Annotated in this window: 19 protein-coding genes and 1 riboswitch; of the genes, 15 read left to right on the forward strand and 4 right to left on the reverse strand. The window is 73.1% G+C overall.

Going from position 1 to position 17,934, the window contains the following annotated elements; translation table 11 throughout:
* The first annotated feature begins 11 nt into the window (after positions 1–11).
* Positions 12–893 (forward strand): succinate--CoA ligase subunit alpha, encoded by an 882-nt coding sequence (gene sucD / locus ACYVC6_RS08590; protein ID WP_460712949.1) that lies wholly within the window; start codon positions 12–14, stop codon positions 891–893.
* Positions 894–929: 36 nt separating this feature from the next.
* Here sucD and ACYVC6_RS08595 read toward each other — a convergent pair whose 3' ends face one another.
* On the reverse strand, positions 930–1,220 hold the full coding sequence (locus ACYVC6_RS08595) for a hypothetical protein (RefSeq protein WP_460712951.1): 291 nt from the start codon (positions 1,218–1,220) through the stop codon (positions 930–932).
* A 194-nt stretch (positions 1,221–1,414) separates the two neighbouring features.
* Positions 1,415–1,741: a hypothetical protein gene (locus tag ACYVC6_RS08600; protein WP_460712953.1), complete on the reverse strand. Its 327-nt coding sequence runs from the start codon at positions 1,739–1,741 to the stop codon at positions 1,415–1,417.
* Positions 1,742–1,951: 210 nt separating this feature from the next.
* Here ACYVC6_RS08600 and ACYVC6_RS08605 point away from each other — a divergent pair, with 210 nt between their 5' ends.
* Together ACYVC6_RS08605 and ACYVC6_RS08610 are read left to right on the forward strand one after the other, a co-directional pair.
* Positions 1,952–2,548, forward strand: a complete 597-nt coding sequence (locus ACYVC6_RS08605; protein ID WP_460712955.1) for an RNA polymerase sigma factor — start codon at positions 1,952–1,954, stop codon at positions 2,546–2,548.
* On the forward strand, positions 2,545–3,000 hold the full coding sequence (locus tag ACYVC6_RS08610; RefSeq protein WP_460712957.1) for a hypothetical protein: 456 nt from the start codon (positions 2,545–2,547) through the stop codon (positions 2,998–3,000). The genes ACYVC6_RS08605 and ACYVC6_RS08610 overlap by 4 nt, the downstream gene beginning before the upstream one ends.
* Positions 3,001–3,006: 6 nt before the next feature.
* Here the strand turns inward: ACYVC6_RS08610 and ACYVC6_RS08615 are convergent, their stop codons facing one another.
* Positions 3,007–4,389, reverse strand: coding sequence for a S8 family peptidase (locus ACYVC6_RS08615; protein ID WP_460712959.1), 1,383 nt, complete (start codon positions 4,387–4,389; stop codon positions 3,007–3,009).
* An 87-nt stretch (positions 4,390–4,476) separates the two neighbouring features.
* On the opposite strand from ACYVC6_RS08615, the gene ACYVC6_RS08620 reads away from it, so the two are divergent.
* On the forward strand, positions 4,477–7,029 hold the full coding sequence (locus ACYVC6_RS08620; protein WP_460712961.1) for a CHAT domain-containing protein: 2,553 nt from the start codon (positions 4,477–4,479) through the stop codon (positions 7,027–7,029).
* Between the two features lie 12 nt (positions 7,030–7,041).
* Here the strand turns inward: ACYVC6_RS08620 and ACYVC6_RS08625 are convergent, their stop codons facing one another.
* Positions 7,042–9,174 (reverse strand): carboxypeptidase regulatory-like domain-containing protein, encoded by a 2,133-nt coding sequence (locus ACYVC6_RS08625; protein WP_460712963.1) that lies wholly within the window; start codon positions 9,172–9,174, stop codon positions 7,042–7,044.
* A 51-nt stretch (positions 9,175–9,225) separates the two neighbouring features.
* On the opposite strand from ACYVC6_RS08625, the gene ACYVC6_RS08630 reads away from it, so the two are divergent.
* From ACYVC6_RS08630 to ACYVC6_RS08680, 11 genes are all read left to right on the forward strand, one after another.
* Positions 9,226–9,837: a LysE family translocator gene (locus ACYVC6_RS08630; protein ID WP_460712965.1), complete on the forward strand. Its 612-nt coding sequence runs from the start codon at positions 9,226–9,228 to the stop codon at positions 9,835–9,837.
* On the forward strand, positions 9,837–10,724 hold the full coding sequence (locus tag ACYVC6_RS08635; protein ID WP_460712967.1) for an alpha/beta hydrolase: 888 nt from the start codon (positions 9,837–9,839) through the stop codon (positions 10,722–10,724). Before ACYVC6_RS08630 ends, ACYVC6_RS08635 begins: the two co-directional genes overlap by 1 nt.
* A 60-nt stretch (positions 10,725–10,784) precedes the next feature.
* Positions 10,785–10,894: riboswitch (TPP riboswitch) on the forward strand.
* Positions 10,891–11,511: a thiamine phosphate synthase gene (thiE, locus tag ACYVC6_RS08640; protein WP_460712969.1), complete on the forward strand. Its 621-nt coding sequence runs from the start codon at positions 10,891–10,893 to the stop codon at positions 11,509–11,511. (Overlaps the previous riboswitch by 4 nt.)
* 1 nt (position 11,512) lies before the next feature.
* Positions 11,513–12,550 (forward strand): FAD-dependent oxidoreductase, encoded by a 1,038-nt coding sequence (locus ACYVC6_RS08645; RefSeq protein WP_460712971.1) that lies wholly within the window; start codon positions 11,513–11,515, stop codon positions 12,548–12,550.
* Entirely contained in the window at positions 12,547–12,762 is a 216-nt protein-coding gene (gene thiS, locus ACYVC6_RS08650; protein WP_460712973.1) for a sulfur carrier protein ThiS, read from the forward strand. Before ACYVC6_RS08645 ends, thiS begins: the two co-directional genes overlap by 4 nt.
* The gene (locus ACYVC6_RS08655) at positions 12,759–13,526 is read left to right on the forward strand and encodes a thiazole synthase (RefSeq protein ID WP_460712975.1); all 768 of its coding nucleotides are present in this window, start codon (positions 12,759–12,761) and stop codon (positions 13,524–13,526) included. The genes thiS and ACYVC6_RS08655 overlap by 4 nt, the downstream gene beginning before the upstream one ends.
* Complete coding sequence (locus ACYVC6_RS08660) at positions 13,523–14,104, forward strand: thiamine phosphate synthase (protein WP_460712977.1); 582 nt, start codon at positions 13,523–13,525, stop codon at positions 14,102–14,104. Before ACYVC6_RS08655 ends, ACYVC6_RS08660 begins: the two co-directional genes overlap by 4 nt.
* Complete coding sequence (locus ACYVC6_RS08665; RefSeq protein WP_460712980.1) at positions 14,101–14,853, forward strand: bifunctional hydroxymethylpyrimidine kinase/phosphomethylpyrimidine kinase; 753 nt, start codon at positions 14,101–14,103, stop codon at positions 14,851–14,853. Before ACYVC6_RS08660 ends, ACYVC6_RS08665 begins: the two co-directional genes overlap by 4 nt.
* Positions 14,850–16,526 carry a phosphomethylpyrimidine synthase ThiC gene (gene thiC / locus ACYVC6_RS08670; RefSeq protein WP_460712982.1) on the forward strand — a complete coding sequence of 559 codons (1,677 nt, stop codon included), beginning with the start codon at positions 14,850–14,852 and terminating at the stop codon, positions 16,524–16,526. Before ACYVC6_RS08665 ends, thiC begins: the two co-directional genes overlap by 4 nt.
* 13 nt (positions 16,527–16,539) lie before the next feature.
* Positions 16,540–17,061 carry a ribose-5-phosphate isomerase gene (locus ACYVC6_RS08675; protein ID WP_460712984.1) on the forward strand — a complete coding sequence of 174 codons (522 nt, stop codon included), beginning with the start codon at positions 16,540–16,542 and terminating at the stop codon, positions 17,059–17,061.
* The gene (locus ACYVC6_RS08680) at positions 17,054–17,899 is read left to right on the forward strand and encodes an Fpg/Nei family DNA glycosylase (RefSeq protein WP_460712986.1); all 846 of its coding nucleotides are present in this window, start codon (positions 17,054–17,056) and stop codon (positions 17,897–17,899) included. The genes ACYVC6_RS08675 and ACYVC6_RS08680 overlap by 8 nt, the downstream gene beginning before the upstream one ends.
* The last annotated feature ends 35 nt before the right edge of the window (positions 17,900–17,934 follow it).

The raw sequence follows: 17,934 nt of genomic DNA on the forward strand, positions 1-17,934 counted from the left end.
GGAACGAAGACATGTCGATCTACCTCAACAAGGACAGCCGGATCATCGTCCAGGGCATGACCGGTGGGATGGGCTCCAAGCACACCGCTCTCATGGTCGAGGCCGGCAGCAACATCGTCGGCGGCGTCAACGCGCGCAAGGCCGGCACGACCGTCGAGCTGAGCGGCCAGAAGCTGCCCGTCTTCGGCACCGTCAAGGAGGCGATGGCCGAGACCGGCGCCGACGTCTCGGTGGTCTTCGTGCCGCCGGCGTTCACCAAGGACGCCTGCATCGAGGCCATCGACGCGGGCATCGGCCTGCTCGTGGTCATAACCGAGGGCGTGCCGGTGCAGGACACCGCCGAGGTCTGGTCCTACCTGCAGGGCAAGTCCACCCGGATGATCGGCCCCAACTGCCCGGGCATCATCACCCCGGAGGAGTCGCTGGCCGGCATCACCCCGCACACGATCGCGGGCAAGGGACAGATCGGGCTCGTCTCCAAGTCCGGCACCCTGACCTACCAGATGATGTTCGAGCTCAAGGACTTCGGCTTCTCCACCGCGATCGGCATCGGCGGTGACCCGATCGTGGGCACCACCCACATCGACGCGCTGGCGGCCTTCGAGGCCGACCCGGACACCAAGGCGATCGTGATGATCGGCGAGATCGGCGGCGACGCCGAGGAACGGGCCGCGACCTTCATCCAGCAGCACGTGACCAAGCCGGTCGTCGGCTACGTCGCCGGCTTCACCGCGCCCGAGGGCAAGACCATGGGCCACGCCGGCGCCATCGTCTCCGGCTCGTCCGGCACCGCGGCCGCCAAGAAGGACGCCCTGGAGGCCGTCGGCGTCAAGGTCGGCAAGACCCCCTCGGAGACCGCGGAGCTGATGCGAGAGGTCCTGCGGAACCTCTGAGCTTGCCGGGTCGGCGCCCGTCGCCCCGTGCTCGGCTCAGGCCGCCTCGAGCTGGCCGTAGCGACGCAGGATGCGTTCGAGTGCGGCGTCGGACCGGCGGATCCTCCTCGCGAGAGCCGCCGTACCGATGCCGGGTGGCAGGTCCTCGACCCGGATGAACGCCAGGCACTGGCGCCGGGTCGCGAGGGCCTCGAGGAGGCCGTCCCGGTCGCCGAAGTACGCCGCCCAGCTGGGCCGCCACGGGAGCCGGCCGGTGGAGTCGTGGGCGGCGGAAGCCTCGATCTCTCGGATGATCCGCACACGTTGGGCCCTGACGATCTCGGTCATGGGGTTTCCTTCCAGTCGTCCTGCCCACTCCGATGCACGGATCGGGCTTGAGGTTCGCGGGGGTTGGGCGGGTAGGGGGCGGCACCTCGGTGCGGCCACCTGCAGCTGGCGGCGGCACCGAGGTGCGTGCGGGGTCAGGTGCCCCAATCCGGCGATCCCCCCAGATCAGCGCCGGACGTTCAGCGGTCGAGCGATCAGGCGGCTTCCAGAGGGGGAGCCATGCCCGCCCCAGCGGGGACGCCGACCAGACCGTGTGCCTCGAGGATGCGCAGCACGCCCGCGTTGGAGCGGCGCAGACGTCGCTCGGTCTCGCGCACCTGCTCGGGGCTGGTGAGCTCGTCGAGCTGGGCGATGCACATGCGGTCCCAGCGGGAGCGCAGGGCGGTGAGCAGCCCGGAGCGGTCGCCGAAGTAGGCGGACCAGGAGTCACGCCAGGGGAGGCGGCCGCTCATGTCGACGGCAGCAGCTGCCTCGACCTCGCGAATGATCCGGGTGCGCTCGTGGGTCTCGTGCCAGGTCATCTCGTGGTTCCTTCCGGGTGAATGCCGGGTGAGTACGGCGGCGGGGAGGCAGCCGTTGTGAGGAAGGAGCGTCGGTCGGTCACGGTGATACGAGTCCGCCGAGATCTTTCTCGACACGCCTGACGTATCAGGGGTGGTGGCTCATCGCTCTGGACATACGAGACGATGCCACCCACGCCGCTTCCGCGGCTCGGGTGGAGGAGGTCGACAGTGTCTGGGTCGGACTCCTTGACCGTCCTCGTCTCCCGTGCCCAGGAAGGGGACCAGGATGCATGGGACGCGATCGTCGAGCGCTTCCTGCCGCTGGTCGGCGCCATCGCCCGCCAGCACCGGCTCACGCCCGCTGACGGTGACGACGTCGGCCAGACGGTGTGGTTGCGCCTGGTCGAGCACCTCGGCGACCTGCGCGAGCCGGCTGCACTGCCCGGATGGATCCGCACCACCGCCCGCAACGAGTGCCTGCGGCTGCTCGCCGCGCGCGGCCGGACCCGTGCCGTCGACCCACAGGGCGGTGGCCTCGACAGCGTCAGCGACGACCTCACCGACGCCGAGCTGCTCGCGGCCGAACGCCGCCAGGCCCTGCGCGACGCCCTCGCCGAGCTGCCGGAGGGTCGGCGCGAGCTGCTGCTCATGCTGCTCGTCGACCCGCCGCTGGCCTACGAGGAGATCAGTCGCCGGCTGGGCATCCCGATCGGCAGCATCGGGCCGACCCGGGCGCGGGCATTCGCGCAGCTGCGCGACACCAAGGCGCTGCGCAACCTCTCAGAAGACAGTCTCGGACCAGAACCGACGGGGGACCGAGCATGACCGAACCGAATGACCTGACCGGCTGGACCGACGACCAGCTGCTCGCCGAGCTGCGCGAGGCGGTGGCCGAGGCCGACCTGGTCACCGACCGGCAGCGCGAAGCCGCGCGGGCGGCGTTCACCTGGCGCACCGTCGACGCCGAGCTGGCCGAGCTGCTGCACGACTCCGCCCTGGAGAGTGCCGCGGTGCGCGGCGACGACTCGGCGCGGACCCTGTCGTTCGCGAGCGGCCCGATCACCCTGGAGGTCGAGGTCGACGGCGACACCGTCAGGGGCCAGGTCGTGGGTGCGACGGCCCAGTCCGTGCTGATGCAGCGCACGATCGCCGACGACGAGCCGCTGGACGTCGACCCCTCCGGCTTCTTCCGGCTCGACGACGTCGCCCCCGGGCCGGTCCGGTTCGTGGTGCAGGCAGGGGACTGGACCCTCACCAGCCCCTGGGTCGCCCTCTGACGAGCCTCAGACGAACGGCGGGCCGACCACCGGTCGCTTGAGGCCGGCCGGGTCCGTCACGATCTTGCCGGCCGCGACCAGGTCGTCCCGAGCCTGTCGTGCGCTGACGCCGTGCTCGCTCATGTAGGCCGCGATCAGCCCGGTCACCACCGGGGTGGCGAAGGACGTGCCGCTCCACTGGGCCATGCCGGTGAAGCTCCGCACCTCGCCGGCGTGCAGCGGCTCGTGGCAGGTGTAGGTGCCGGTGGGGAACGCGTTGACCAGGTCGCGGCCGTGGGCGTAGACGTCGACCCAGTCGCCGAAGTTGGAGAAGTCCGAGACGCACATGTCCTCGTCCAGCGCACCGACCGACAGCACCCAGGGGTAGGCCGCCGGCCAGAACGGCCGCTTGCTCGAGTCGTTGCCCGCCGCCGCCACGACCAGCACCCCACCCTCGCGCTCGGTCAGGCCGTGTGCGGCCGCCAGTGCCTCGAACACCAGGAGCCCGCGGTTGTTGCGCGTGTAGGTGCCGGCCGAGATGGAGATGAGCTGGGGTCGGTCCTCGTCCGACATCGCCTCGTTGAGCTCGCGGGTGATGGCGGACTCGAACACGGCGCCGGCGTGGGTCAGCACCCCCTCGATCTCGATGTAGGTCTTGGGAGCCAGGCAGCGGATGATGCCGGCCACGAAGGTGCCGTGTCCCGCGTAGGCGTGGATGTCGTGCGGGTCGACGTGCTCGAGGTCGCCCTCGATGGACCCAGCCAGCCAGGGTGTCTCCGGGTTGATCGCCGCCGCGTCGTACCACCCCGTGTCGACCACCGAGACTCGGATGTCGCTGCCCGCGTCGGGGTTGGTGGTGACCGCCGGCAGCGGGCCCTTGCCCAGCGGCAGCTCGGGCTCGGTGGCCGGGCAGAGCCGGCCCCAGCCGTTGGGCGTCACGTAGAGGAGGTGGTCCGGGGTGGCGATCCCGTCGCGGCCGGACCTCTCGATCTCGTCCAGGGTGCGTGGCAGGTCGTCCTTGCCGTCCCGCCGGCGCGGGAGCTCGATGAGGCTGAGCCCGAGCGGGAGCTCCTCGGCGATCCGGGGCTCGCCGTCGTAGTCCTCCTGCCGTTCGGCGAAGAACTCCTCGAGCGAGCCGCGGCCGTCATCACGCACGAGCAGGTGGCCGGGCCGGTAGAGGAAGAACCCGTCCTCCGCGGCGTCCCCCCAGTGCGCGCCGATCCCGTCTTGGCCCAACGCCTCGCGGATCAGTCCCAGCTGCACCTCGGCGGTGCGGCGCTTGAGGTCGTCCTGGGGCTCCTGTCCTTTGGACGGGCGACCCAGGATGCGGTGCCACGTGGCGCGCAGCGAGGCCAGGAGGCGTGCCGAGAAGGACGGGCGGGGTGTGGGGGAGTCTCCCGGTGCCGACATGGACCATCCTCCGAGATAGACAGCAGAATCCGATCCGAGGACGGTCGGTCGGAACAGCCAACGTAATGCGCCGGGAGAACGCCGTAAATGACACGTTCAGGGGGTGACGACGTCGCCGACCTCGTCTCCTTGGCAGTCGAGGAGCCCGAGCGCGCGGAGGCGCTGGCGACCCGGCTCCTCGCGGGCGACCCAGGTCCCGCCGACCGGTCACGTGCCCAGCAGGCGCTGGGCATCGTCAGGCGGGACCGTGGCGACCTGGACGGTGCCGTGTCGGCGATGCGCGAGGCGGTCCGGTCGGCGGTGCGCTCCGGCGACCCGCACCTGGTCAGCGACGTCCGCGCGACTTACGGGTTGACCCTAGTGGTTGCCGCCCGACCTCGCGCGGGACTGCGACTCCTCGACCTCGCCGTGGCCGACCCGTCGGTCGTGAATCCAGTGACCTGGATGCGCCGAGCCACGGCGCTCGGCATGCTGGGCCGGCACCGCGCGTCCTACGACGACATGCTCGCGGCTCTCGACGGGTTCCGTCGCACCGGCCAGCCCGCCTGGGAGGCCGGGACACTACACAACCTCGGTTACCTCGAGATGACCATGGGCCGGGTCGAGGCCGCCGAGGAGCACACCTCTCGGGCGGCGGAGCTGTTCGAGCAGGCCGGGTTGGAGCTCGAGGCGCTGTGGGCGCGCCAGAACCTCGGCGAGTTCGCCTATGTCCGCGGAGACCTGCCGGCGGCGCTGCGCGTTTTCGACGAGGTGACCGGGGCCTATGCCGCCCTCGGCCACCGCCGGCCCCACCTGGCGACCGCCCGATGCCAGACGCTGCTGGCTGCCGGACTGGTCGCCGAGGCGGTGGAGGTCGCTGACCGCGAGCTCGCCGAGCCCGACCTGATCCCGGCCGACGTGGCCCGCCTGCAGACCTGGGGGGCCAACGCCCGGCTCGCCGCCGGCGACCTCGACGGCGCCGCGGCTCTGGCGGCCCAGGCGCGTGACGGCTACCGCAGGTTCGGTGACTCGTGGTGGGAGACGCAGGCCCGGCTCGTGGCCGTGCGCGCACGGGCCCGGGCGGGTGAGCGCGGAAGGCGGCTCGCGGCCGAGGCGGTCCACGTCGCGGAGACACTCGACGCCCAGCATGCCGACGAGGCCCCGGTTGCCCTCATCGTCGCGTCCCGGCTCGTCGAGGACGGGCGCCGTGTCGGCCTGCTCGACCTGGCCGCCGGATACCGCACCCGGTCGACGTCGCTGGTCCGCGCGAGTGGCTGGCTGGGGCGGGCCCTGGAACGCGAGCTCGCGGCCGACCGGGGCGGGGTCCTGCGAGGGTGCGCTCGCGGTCTCGACGCGCTCGACGACCACCGCCGGGTGCTCGGCAGCACCGAGCTCCGGGCCCTGGCGACCGGTCACGGCTCCGAGCTCGCGACCCTGGCGCTGAGGCACGCGGCGGGCGACCCTAGGGCGTTGCTCAGGTGGAGCGAGCGCTGGCGCAGCACCGCGCTCGCGCAGGCGCCCGTGACGCCCGGCAGCGCGCCGGTCCTTGAGTCGCTGGTGGCGCTGCGGGAGACGGTGCGTCGGCTCACCCAGGCGCGGGCCGACGGCGAGCCCACTGACGAGCTGGAGGGTGAGCGCACCCGGCTCGAACGGCAGGTGCGTGCGGAGCACCACCGGCTCGCCGGCGCGGACGAGGAGGTGGAGCGGTTCGACGTCGACCACCTGGTGGCGACGGTCGGCGACGGCACCCTGGTCGAGCTGGTCGACGTCGACGGAGTGCTGCACGTGCTGGTCGTCCACCGCGGCCGCGTCCGGAGGTACGTCGCGGGCACCACTGCGGACGCGCTGGCGCTGGCCGACTCGGCGCGGTTCATCCTGCGCCGCAGCGCCCGCGGCCGGCCCTACGCGCCCGGCGACCTCGGCGACCGGCTGGAGCAGGTGCTGTTCGGGGACGCGGCCCCGCCGCTGCCGGACGGTCCGGTCGTCGTGGTGCCGACCGCCCGGCTGCACGGCGTCCCGTGGGCGATGCTCCCGGCGCTGGCGGGACGCCCGTTCGGGGTGGTGCCCAGTGCCGCGCAGTGGCTGCGCGCTCGCGCCGCCCGGCCGCGGCGCGGCAGCGGCGTCACCCTGCTGGCCGGGCCCGGACTGGGCACGGGCGGCGCCGAGGTCCCGGTGCTCGCCCGGCGGCTGCCGGACGCCCTGCACCTGAGCGGGACGGACGCCACCGTCGAGGCCGCGCTGGCGGCACTCGACGGCGCCCGGCTCGCGCACGTGGCGGCGCATGGCCGGTTCCGCGCGGACAGCCCGCTCTTCTCCGCGTTGGAGATGGCCGACGGCCCGCTGACCGTCCACGACCTCGAGCGGCTGAAAGTGGCGCCCCACCGGATGGTGCTCTCAGCGTGCGAGTCGGGCGTGCTGGCCCCGGTCGGGGCGGACGAGCTGCTCGGACTGGCGTCGGCCCTCTTCGCGCTGGGCACGGCGGGGCTGGTGTGCAGCGTCGCCGAGGTCAACGACGCGGTCACCGCGGAGCTGATGGTCGATCTGCACGCCCACCTGGACCGCGGCGATGACCCGGCGACCGCCCTGCTCGCCCTCCGGCTGGACGCCGAGGGCGGCCCGGCCGCAGCCACGGCGGCGGCGTTCGTCTCTCTGGGTGTCTGAGCCGATCGACGACTACCGGCTGTTCGGGTCCAGCCCGCGCACCAGCACCTTGATGACGCCGAGGTCGAGCACCTGCTTGCCCTTGAGCTTGAAGCGCTGGGCCTTGGCGATGAGCCAGTAGGGCGTGCCCGCCTCGGCCAGCCGGGCCGAGGAGACCAGGGTGTCCGGGATGAGCGTGTCGGGGTGCTCGTCGTAGAGCGCCTCCAGGTCGAGGATCCGGCCGACCGCGTCGCCCTTGTGCAGCCGCTCGACCCGGAAGCCCTTGCCGAACTTCTGCCTGCCCGAGACCGTCGGGAACAGCCACGACTGCGGGCCGCTGTCGTGGACCCGGAAGCCGATGGGTGCGATCACCGGGAGGCCGTTGGAGCCATAGGTCATCCGGCCCTTCACCATCGCCCCCTTCGGTGCGACGAAGTCGGCCGTGGTGGCGCCGGCCACGGTCACCGAATGGAGCATGGTCGCGACGTTGGCGCCGTGGGCGGTGCCCTTGTCACCACGGTCCCGGTAGGACGTCGTCTGCAGCACGCTGTAGGTGCCGGGCACCATCCCGTGGGCGGTGTAGCTGCCGCTCCTGGCCACCTCGGTCCACAGCAGGGCCATCGGGGTGGCCTGGTCGCCGACCTCGTGGGCCTCCCGCAGCCACGGGTCCTGGGGGAGGGCAGTGATCTTGACCTGCGAGCCCTTGTTGATCCGCCCGCTCAGGGTGATCGGGGCCTGGTCCAGGGCGATGGCGCCCAGGTTGGTGTCCGAGCCGGCCAGCACGTCCAGGCTGCGCTGGGCCCACGGGAAGAACGTCTCCTCCGGGGGTGCGAGCGGGAACGCGCCGCGCCGGACGTAGAGCTTGTACTGCTCCGGCGGCAGCCCGCGGAGGACCACCTGGCCGCCGGGCTCGTTGGCCGGATTGCCCTCGTAGACCTTCATCACCCGCCCGGCCTGGTTGCGCAGCTCGGCCTGGATGTCGCCGTCACCGCCGGGGAACGTCGCATCCGCGACCGAGAACCGGACGGTGGCCCCCGGGTCGAGCGCGAAGTCGACGGTCTTGGGGACGGTCTGCTCGAGAGTGACCGGCTTGGTCTGGGACATGTAGTCGGAGAAGCCGACCGACGTGCGGACCGTGTAGTCGCCGGGCTCGAGCGACGTCACGGCGTACTGCCCGGCCGCGTCGGTCACCACGCCGGCCGCGAACCGCTCGTTCTCGTCGAGGATCGCGAGGAAGACGTCCGCGACCGGGCTGCCGCCCGAGGTGACGGTGCCACGGACGACGCCGGCGTGCCGGGTGCGGAATGACAGGTGCTTGATCCTGCCGGGCTTGAGCTTGAGCTTGTCGGAGCGGAAGCCGGGCACGGTGAAGTCGTTGCGCAGTCCCGGGTCCTTGTCGACCTCGACCCGGTAGGTGCCGCCGGCGACCTCGAAGCGGTACTTGCCCTTCTCGTCGGTGAACGCGCGGTCGGCGATGCTGTTGTCCCCGCGCAGCAGGTAGACGGTCTGGTTCTCGCCGCCCCTGAACGTGCCGGCCAGGACCGCCGAGGCCTTGACGGTGACCTCTCCGATCGACCGGGACGGCTTGCGGGGCGGGAACATCGAGGTCTGGCGCAGCCAGCTCACCGTGGTCCCGTCGGGCCCGACGTACGACGGCGCGAAGCTCTTGACCACCGGGTCGGTGCTGCACTCGACCGCGCCAGGCTCGGCGGAGCAGATCCGGACCAGGTAGCGCTCGGTGAGCTGCGGGAGCCGGAAGAAGCCGTTGGCGGTGGTCCGGGTGACGACGCGCTCCTCCTCGCTGAAGTCGACGGGCAGACCGAGGTCGGAGTAGCGGACGCCGTAGATCAGGGCCTGCTTGACCGGCTTGCCGCCCGGCCCGATCACCCGGCCGGTCACGAACCCGCTGGTCGCCGGCGGCTTCGGCGCGGCTCGGTCCGCGGGGACCGCCGCACCTGCGGCCGAGTCGGCCGGCGCCACCAGTGGCGGCGGGCTGGAGTAGTAGGTCGAGTCCCACGTGCGCGACTCGGCCGCCGGCGCTGATCCCACGGGCCCCACGGGCCCCGCCGGCGCCGCGGCGGGGGCTGGCCCGGGCACGGCCAGGCCGGCGGCCACCAGGGCGGGAACGAGGACGAGGGCGTGCCTGAGGCGCCGGGTGCTGGTCACGCCGTGGATTGTGTCCCGAGGTGGCCGTCGCTGCCCAGTAGCGTGGCCGAGGTGTCTTGGTCCTTCCTGATCACTGCGCTCGTCATCTGCGTGACCCCCGGCACCGGTGCGCTATTCACGCTCGCCGCGGCCCTCGGCCGCGGCGCCCGGGCGGGTCTGCTGGCGGCGTTCGCCTGCACGATCGCCACCGTCCCGCACCTGCTCGCCGCGGTGACGGGGCTCGCCGCGCTGCTGCAGGCCAGCGGCGTGGCGTTCCAGGTCGTGAAGTACGCCGGCGTCGCCTACCTGCTCTGGATGGCCTGGTCGACCTGGCGTGACACCGGCGCGCTGCGCATCGACGCCGACGACACGCCCACCAGCCGCCGGGCGGTGATCGTCTCGGCGATCGGCGTCAACGCGCTCAACCCCAAGCTCACCATCTTCTTCTTCGCGTTCCTGCCGCAGTTCGTGCCGAGTGGCACGGACCACGAGCTGGGCTGGATGCTCGGCCTCGGCGCGGTCTTCGTGTTGATGACCTACCTGGTCTTCGTCGGCTACGCGCTCGCCGCGGCGTCGGTGCGCCACCAGGTGCTGACCCGGCCGCGCGTCGTGCACCGGGTCCGGCGGGCCTTCGCGGCCTGCTTCGTCGTCCTCAGCGGCCGGCTGGCCCTCGAAACCCGCTGATGGCGCTCTACCCGGAGGCGCGGGCGGCCGTCGAGGCCGCCTCAGCCGAGACGCCGGTATGGACCGAGGGCTACGACATCGACGCGGCTCGGGCGGCCAACCGGACCGATGCCCTGGCCGAGCCGCGCGAGGAGGTCGGCGAGGTGCGCGACCTCGACGCCGACGGGGTGCCGGTCCGGCTCTACCGGCCGGACGGGGCCGGCGAGGGGGTCGTCGTGCACCTGCACGGCGGCGGCTTCGTCTTCCACGACGTGGACGTCCACGACCCCGGCTGCCGCCGGCTGGCCAACCGGACCGGCCGCGCGGTCCTCAGCGTCGACTACCGGCGGACGCCCGAGCACCGGTTCCCGGCGGCGCCGGACGACGTCGACACGGTGCTCGCCTGGCTGGACCGGGAGTCGGCCGGGCTGGAGCTCGGCGGACCGGCGTACGTCCACGGCGACAGCGCCGGTGGCAACCTCGCCCTGGTGGCGGCACTCCGCCACCCGGGCCGCTTCGCGGCGGCGGTGCTGATCTATCCCTTCCTCGACCCGGAGGCGGGCTTCGACTCCTACCGCACCGCGGCCGACGGCTTCGACCCGCGCGAGGCGGCGTGGTACTGGCAGCACTACGCCGCGACGCCCGCGGACCTCGAGGACCCCGACCTGGCGCCGCTGCGCTCCGACCGTCTCGGCACGCTTCCCCGAACCCTCCTCGTGACCGCGGAGCACGACCCGCTGCGCGACGAGGGGGAGGAGCTGGCGAGGCGGCTCGCCGAGGCCGGGGTGACCGTCATCGCGACCCGCTACCTGGGGCAGATCCACGGGTTCTGGCGGCACCACGCGGTGTTCCCGGCTGCGGAACAGCTGCTCCGCCAGACGGCGGCCTTCCTGTCGTCTGGTTCGTGACCTCGCGTCACGCTTCGGGATCGCCGAACAGCGACCCGCGAAGATCGGCTATGTTCGGCGCATCCAACCCACGGGAGTCCGCGGCAGCGGGCTGAGAGGGAGCTGTAGCCGCTCCGACCGTTGAACCTGATCCGGCTCATACCGGCGAAGGAAGCGAAGGAGCACCATGTCACCTGCGTCGTCATCTGCGCTGTCGGTTCCTCGGCTGATCTGCATCGTCTCCGAGCACGACGACCTCACCCTGGTGCCCCAGCTGGCAGCCGCCGGTGTGGACGGCTTCCAGGTCCGCGCGAAGTCGTACGACGCCCGCCGGCTGATCGCCCTGACCCGGGCCGTGGTCGCGGCGGTCCGGCCGGTGGGCGCGCTCGTCACCGTGAACGACCGCGTGGACGTCGCCGTCGCTGCGGGCGCCGACGGGGCGCACCTCGGGAGCAGCGACCTGCCGGTCGACGTCGCCCGGCGGCTCGCACCTGGGCTGCTGCTCGGCGTGACCTGCCGATCGCTGGCCGCGGTGGAGGCAGCCGCTGAGGCGGGCGCGGACTACGCAGGGGTCGGGCCGGTGTTCGCCACGTCCAGCAAGGCCGGGCTTCCCGACCCGGTCGGCGTCCGGGGTCTGCGCGCGGCCACCGGCGTGCTGCCCGTCGTGGGGATCGGCGGCATCACGGCTGACGAGGTGGCCGCCGTCGTCGCCGCCGGCGCCCAGGGCGTGGCTGTGATCGGCGGGATCTGGCGACATCCGGACCCGGTAGAGGCAGCGAAGGAGCTCGTCGCAGCGCTCGGTGCCTGAGATGGGGAGGCGCATCACGGTCCTCGGTGCCGGCATCGTCGGCCTCACGGTCGCCGATGAGCTCCAGCGGCGTGGGCACGCCGTGACGGTGGTCGACCGGTGCCCGGCGCGGGGGGCGTCGTACGCCGCTGCGGGGATGCTCAGCCCGGCCGCGGAGGTCTGGCACGGCGAGGAGGACCTGCTCCGGCTCGGTCTGGCCTCGCTCGCGCTGTGGCCGGACCTGGCCGCGCGGCTCGGCGTCGTCCTGCGTCTGGACGGGACGCTCCTCGTCGGGCACGACGCCGGCGACGCCCAGCGTGTCGAGCGGCAGGCCGCGCTCGTGGCCCGCCACGGTCACGCGGCGGAGCCGTTGGCACCCGCGGCCGTGCGGACGCTCGAGCCCGGTCTGGCACGGGTCGCCGGCGGCGCCCTGCTGCCCGCCGAGGCCAGCGTCGACCCGCGCGCCGTGTGCGCCGCCCTGCTGGGCCGGGTGCGGGTGGTGGCCGAGGACGCGGGCGGCGCCGACGTCACCGTCGTCGCGACCGGGGCGCAGCTGCCCCGGCCGTGGCGGCACCTGGTGCGCGGCGTGCGCGGCGAGATCCTACGCCTGCGCAGTGAGGACCCACCGTCGCGGACGGTGCGCGGGTGGGTCGGCGGCGAGCCGGTCTATCTCGTGCCGCGCGCGGGCGGGGAGGTGGTGGTCGGCGCGACCAGCGAGGAGCACGCGGCGCCCCCCGTGGTCTCCGCCGGCGGCGTGCGGCGCCTGCTGGCGGCCGCCCGCGCGATCTGGCCGGCGCTCGACCGCGCCGAGCTCCTCGAGACCACGGCACGCGACCGGCCCGCCACCGCCGACGGGCGGCCGCTCGTCGGGCCCTCCGGTGTCGACGGCGTGCTGCTGGCAGCCGGGCACTACCGGCACGGCGTGCTGCTGGCACCGCTCACCGCGCGCCTGGTCGCCGCCCACCTCGAGTGCGGGTCGGTCGACGACGCCGTCGACCCGCGGCGCTTCGCCGGACCCGCCAGCGCATCCATCGCAGCGACCGAAGGAGGAACACGATGACGATCACGATGACGGTCACGGTCAACGGCGAGGCGCTGGCGCTCGACGCCGGCACCGTCGCCGACCTGCTGACCCTGCGCCTCGACGACCCCCGCCCGCACGGCGTCGCGGTCGCCGTCAACGACGAGGTGGTGCCGCGCGACGACTGGCCACGCCGGCCGCTGGCCGACGGCGACGTCGTCGAGGTCGTGACGGCGGTGCAGGGCGGATGAGCGACGCGCTGACCATCGCGGGCGAGGAGCTGCCGTCGCGGCTGTTCCTCGGCACCGGCGGGCTGCCCCACGTGTCCCTGGTGGAGCCCGTGCTCGCGGCGGCCGAGCCGGCGTTGGTCACGGTCTCCATCCGGCGGATCTCCTCGGTCGCCGAGGGAGGGCTACTCGCTGCCCTGCGGGCCGCCGACGTCAGGGTGCTGCCCAACACCGCCGGCTGCCTCTCGGCCCGCGAGGCCGTGCTCACCGCCGAGCTGGCGCGCGAGGCGCTGGGCACGACGTGGGTGAAGCTCGAGGTGATCGGCGACGAGACCTCGCTCCTCCCCGATGTGGTCGAGCTGCTGGACGCGGCACAACAGCTGGTGCGCCGCGGCTTCACCGTCCTGCCCTACACCACCGACGACCCGGTCGTCGCCCGGCGACTGGTCGACGCCGGCTGCGCCGCCGTGATGCCGCTGGGCTCGCCGATCGGCTCCGGCCTCGGGGTGCTCAACCCGCATGCGATCGAGGGGCTCCGTGCGGCCGTCGACATCCCGCTCGTCCTCGACGCCGGCGTGGGCACGGCCAGCGACGCCGCCGTGGCGATGGAGCTCGGCTGCGACGCGGTGCTCGCCGCGACGGCCGTGACCCGGGCCGACGACCCGATCGCCATGGCCCGGGCCCTGCGCCTCGCGGTCGAGGCCGGTCGCACGGCACGTCGGGCAGGTCGGATCCCACGCCGGGCGACCGCACGCGCCTCCAGCCCGATCCGGGGGCGGATCTCGTGAGCCCGCCCCCGCGGCTGCTCGTGCTGACCGACCGGAGCCAGCTGCAGCTGGGCCAGAGCCTGCGCTCGGTGCTCGCGCCGTGCGCCGACGCCGGTCTGACCCACGTGGTCCTGCGCGAGACCGACCTCGCCGACGAGCAACGCGCAGGCCTGGCGGCTGACCTCGCCGCGGCCGGCCTCGCCGTCATCGCCGCCCACCGGCCGGTGCCGGGAGCCAGCGGCCTCCACCTGGCTTCCCGCCAGCCGGCACCCGCGCCCGACGCATCGCGGGCGGCGTCCTGGGGGCGGTCCTGCCACAGCGCACCCGACGTCGTCGCCGCGGCCCGAGAGGGCGCGCAGTGGGCCACGCTGTCGCCGTACGCCCCGACTGGGAGCAAGCCCGGCTACGGGCCCCCATTGCCAGCGGAGGCGTTCGCGGGGCACGTCATCCCCGTCTACGCACTGGGCGGGATCACCCCTGGCAATGCGGCCGCGGCCCGTGCGACCGGGGCGTACGGCGTCGCCGTGATGGGTGCCGTGATGCGGGCTCCCGACCCGGCGGGCGTCGTCGCTGCGCTGCTGCAGGAGGTGGCAGCGTGAGCCCGCCCGTCGTCCTCACCGTCGCGGGCACCGACTCCGGGGGAGCGGCGGGCATCGCCGCGGACCTGACGACCTTCGCCGCGCTCGGCGTGCACGGCGCGTTGGTGGTCACGGCCATCACCGCGCAGGACACCACCGGCGTTCGGGCCATCCACCCGGTGCCGCTCGACGTGGTCGCAGCCCAGCTCGACGCGGTCCTCGACGACCTCGATCCGGTCGCCGTGAAGACCGGGATGCTCGGGACGCCCGAGGTGGTGCGGCTCGTCGCCGAGCGCTGTGCGGACCGGGTCCTCGTCGTCGACCCCGTGATCGCGGCGACGTCCGGAGCCCTGCTCGCCGACGAGGCCGTCGTCCGCGCCTATCGCGAGCACCTGCTTCCGGTCGCGACGGTCAGCACGCCCAATGCCGACGAGGACGAGCGCCTCGGGCGCGACCACGGCGTCACCGTGATCCGCACGGGAAGTGGCGACACCGACCTGCTCTGCGCCCCCGGGCAGCCGGCGGTGCGGCTCCCGCACGCACGCGTCGTCACTGCCAACGACCACGGCACCGGCTGCACCTACGCCGCGGCCCTGGCCGCCCACCTGGCCCACGGGCTCGACCTTCCCGAGGCAGCACGGTCCGCGGCGTCGTACGTCGTCCGGCAGCTGCGGCTCGGCAAGGACTGGGACCTCGGCCGTGGCCGGGGGCCGATCGCACACCTCGTCCCGGCAACCTTCACCACCGGCACCCAAGGAGACACCACATGACCGTCCACCCCGCCCACACCCGCATCGAGGTCGGAGACCTCAAGGTGCCCTTCACCCGCGTCGCCCTGACGAACGGCGAGACCTTCGAGCGCTACTGCACCGAGGGCCCGGGCTCCGATCCTGAGCGCGGGCTGCCCCCCGTGCGCGCTCAGTGGATCGAGGGTCGCGGTGACACCGAGTCCTACGACGGTCGCGAGACCCAGCTGCTCGACAACGGGAGGTCCGCCGTGCGGCGCGGGGAGGCTCAGGGGGAGTGGCGCGGTGAGCGGCGTACGCCCCGGCGCGCGGTCACCGGCCGCACCACGACGCAGATGGCCTACGCCCGCGCGGGCATCGTCACCGAGGAGATGCGGTACGTCGCCGAGCGCGAGCGCTGCGACGTCGAGCTGGTGCGCAGCGAGGTGGCCGCAGGCCGCGCGATCATCCCGGTCAACGTCAACCACCCCGAGTCGGAGCCGATGGTCATCGGCAAGCGGTTCCTGGTGAAGATCAACGCCAACATCGGCAACTCCGCGGTCACCAGCAGCATCGCCGAGGAGGTCGACAAGCTCACCCACGCGATCACCTGGGGCGCCGACACCGTGATGGACCTGTCGACCGGCGACGACATCCACACCACGCGGGAGTGGATCATCCGCAACAGCCCGGTGCCGATCGGCACGGTGCCGATCTACCAGGCTCTGGAGAAGGTCGACGGCGAGGCCGACCGGCTCTCCTGGGAGGTCTTCCGGGACACCGTCATCGAGCAGTGCGAGCAGGGCGTCGACTACATGACGATCCACGCCGGCGTACTGCTGCGCTACGTGCCGATGACCGCGCAGCGGGTGACCGGGATCGTCTCCCGGGGCGGCTCGATCATGGCCGGCTGGTGCCTGGCGCACCACGAGGAGAACTTCCTCTACACGCACTTCGACGAGCTCTGCGAGATATTCGGGCAGTACGACGTCAGCTTCTCCCTCGGCGACGGCCTCCGGCCCGGCTCGACTGCCGACGCCAACGACGAGGCCCAGCTCTCCGAGCTGCGCACCCTCGCCGAGCTGACGCAGCGGGCGTGGCGGCACGACGTGCAGGTGATGGTCGAGGGACCCGGCCACGTGCCGCTGCACCTCGTCGAGGAGAACGTCCGGTTGCAGCAGGACTGGTGCCACGGCGCGCCGTTCTACACGCTGGGTCCGCTGGCGACCGACATCGCGCCGGGATACGACCACATCACCTCAGCCATCGGCGCCGCCACGATCGCCATGCACGGCACGGCGATGCTCTGCTACGTCACACCCAAGGAGCACCTCGGCCTGCCGAACCGCGACGACGTGAAGACCGGCGTGATCACCTACAAGCTGGCCGCGCACTCAGCCGACGTGGCCAAGGGCCACCCCGGTGCGCGGGACTGGGACGACGCGCTCTCGAAGGCGCGCTTCGAGTTCCGGTGGCGCGACCAGTTCGCGCTGTCGCTCGATCCGGTGACCGCCGAGGAGTTCCACGACGAGACGCTGCCGGCGGAGAACGCGAAGACCGCCCACTTCTGCTCGATGTGCGGCCCGAAGTTCTGCTCGATGCGGATCAGCCAGGACGTCCGGGAGCGGTTCGGGGATGCGGAGCTCGGGATGAAGCAGAAGTCCCAGGAGTTCGTGGAGCTGGGCGGCACCGTCTACGTCGAGCAGCCCGCTTCCTGACAGGATTGCGGCCATGCGCGTGCACCTCGGCTCGGACCATGCCGGCATCGACCTCAAGGCCCACCTCATCGGCTGGCTCGGACAGCACGGCTACGAGGCCGTCGACCACGGACCGTTCGTCTACGACGCCCTCGACGACTACCCCGTCTTCTGCCTGCGCGCCGCCGAGGCGGTCGCCCGGGAGCGGGCCGAGGGGCAGGACAGCCTCGGCGTTGTGGTCGGTGGGTCCGGCAACGGGGAGCAGATGGCGGCCAACAAGGTCGCCGGCATCAGGTGCGCGCTGGCCTGGTCGGAGGAGACCGCCGCCCTCGCCCGCCAGCACAACGACGCCCAGGTCGTCTCGGTGGGCGGTCGGATGCACTCGCTGGAGGACATGACCCGGTTCGTGGAGGTGTTCCTCACGACGCCGTTCAGCGGCGACGAGCGGCACGCACGCCGGATCGGCCAGATGTCGTCCTACGAGCAGACCCGCGAGCTGCCGCCCTTGCCGGACTCCGCTGTTGACGGGGCTGCTCGTGGGGCCGCGGGTGCCTGAGGGCCACACCCTCCATCGCCTGGCGCTGGACATCGGCGATGCCTTCGCGGGCCAGCAGGTCCGGGTGACCAGCCCGCAGGGCCGGTTCGCAGAGTCCGCGGCGCTCCTCGACGGCCGGGTGCTCGACGCCGCCGAGGCCTACGGCAAGCACCTGTTCGCGTCGTTCGGCGAGGGCGCGGTCCAAGACGTCGTACACGTCCACCTCGGGCTCTACGGGAGGTTCGACGTGCATCGCGACGTCCGCGCGGTGCCCGAGCCGGTCGGTCAGGTCCGGCTGCGGCTGGTCGGCGGCGGTGCGTACGCCGACCTGCGCGGCGCCACCGCCTGCGAGCTGCTCACCCAGGTGGAGCGGGCGGCCGTGCTGGCGCGGCTCGGGCCAGATCCGCTGCGCCCCGATGCCGACCCCGACGTCGCCTGGCAGCGGATCCGGCGCAGCCGGGCGCCCATCGCCGGGCTGCTCATGGACCAGTCGGTGGTCGCCGGCGTCGGCAACGTCTACCGTGCCGAGCTGCTCTTCCGGCACCGCGTCGACCCGTTCCGCCCCGGCCGCTCCCTGCGGGCCCGGCAGTGGCAGGAGATGTGGGCCGACCTGGTCGGTCTGATGGAGGACGGTGTGCGCAGCGGGTTGATCGACACCGTCGGTCCCGAGCACCTGACCGACAGCGAGGCCGACGCCCGACCGCTCGGGGCCGGGCGCCGGCGCGGCCACTCCTATGTCTACCGCCGGGCCGGCCTGCCGTGCCGCGTCTGCGGCTCGCGGGTGCGGACGGTCGAGCTCCAGGCCCGCAACCTCTACTGGTGTGGCAAGTGTCAACGGCGCTACCGAGGCGCCCCCTAGAGTGAGCCAGCCCCCGACGACTACGAGGACCCACC

This window comes from Nocardioides dilutus, assembly GCF_054779555.1.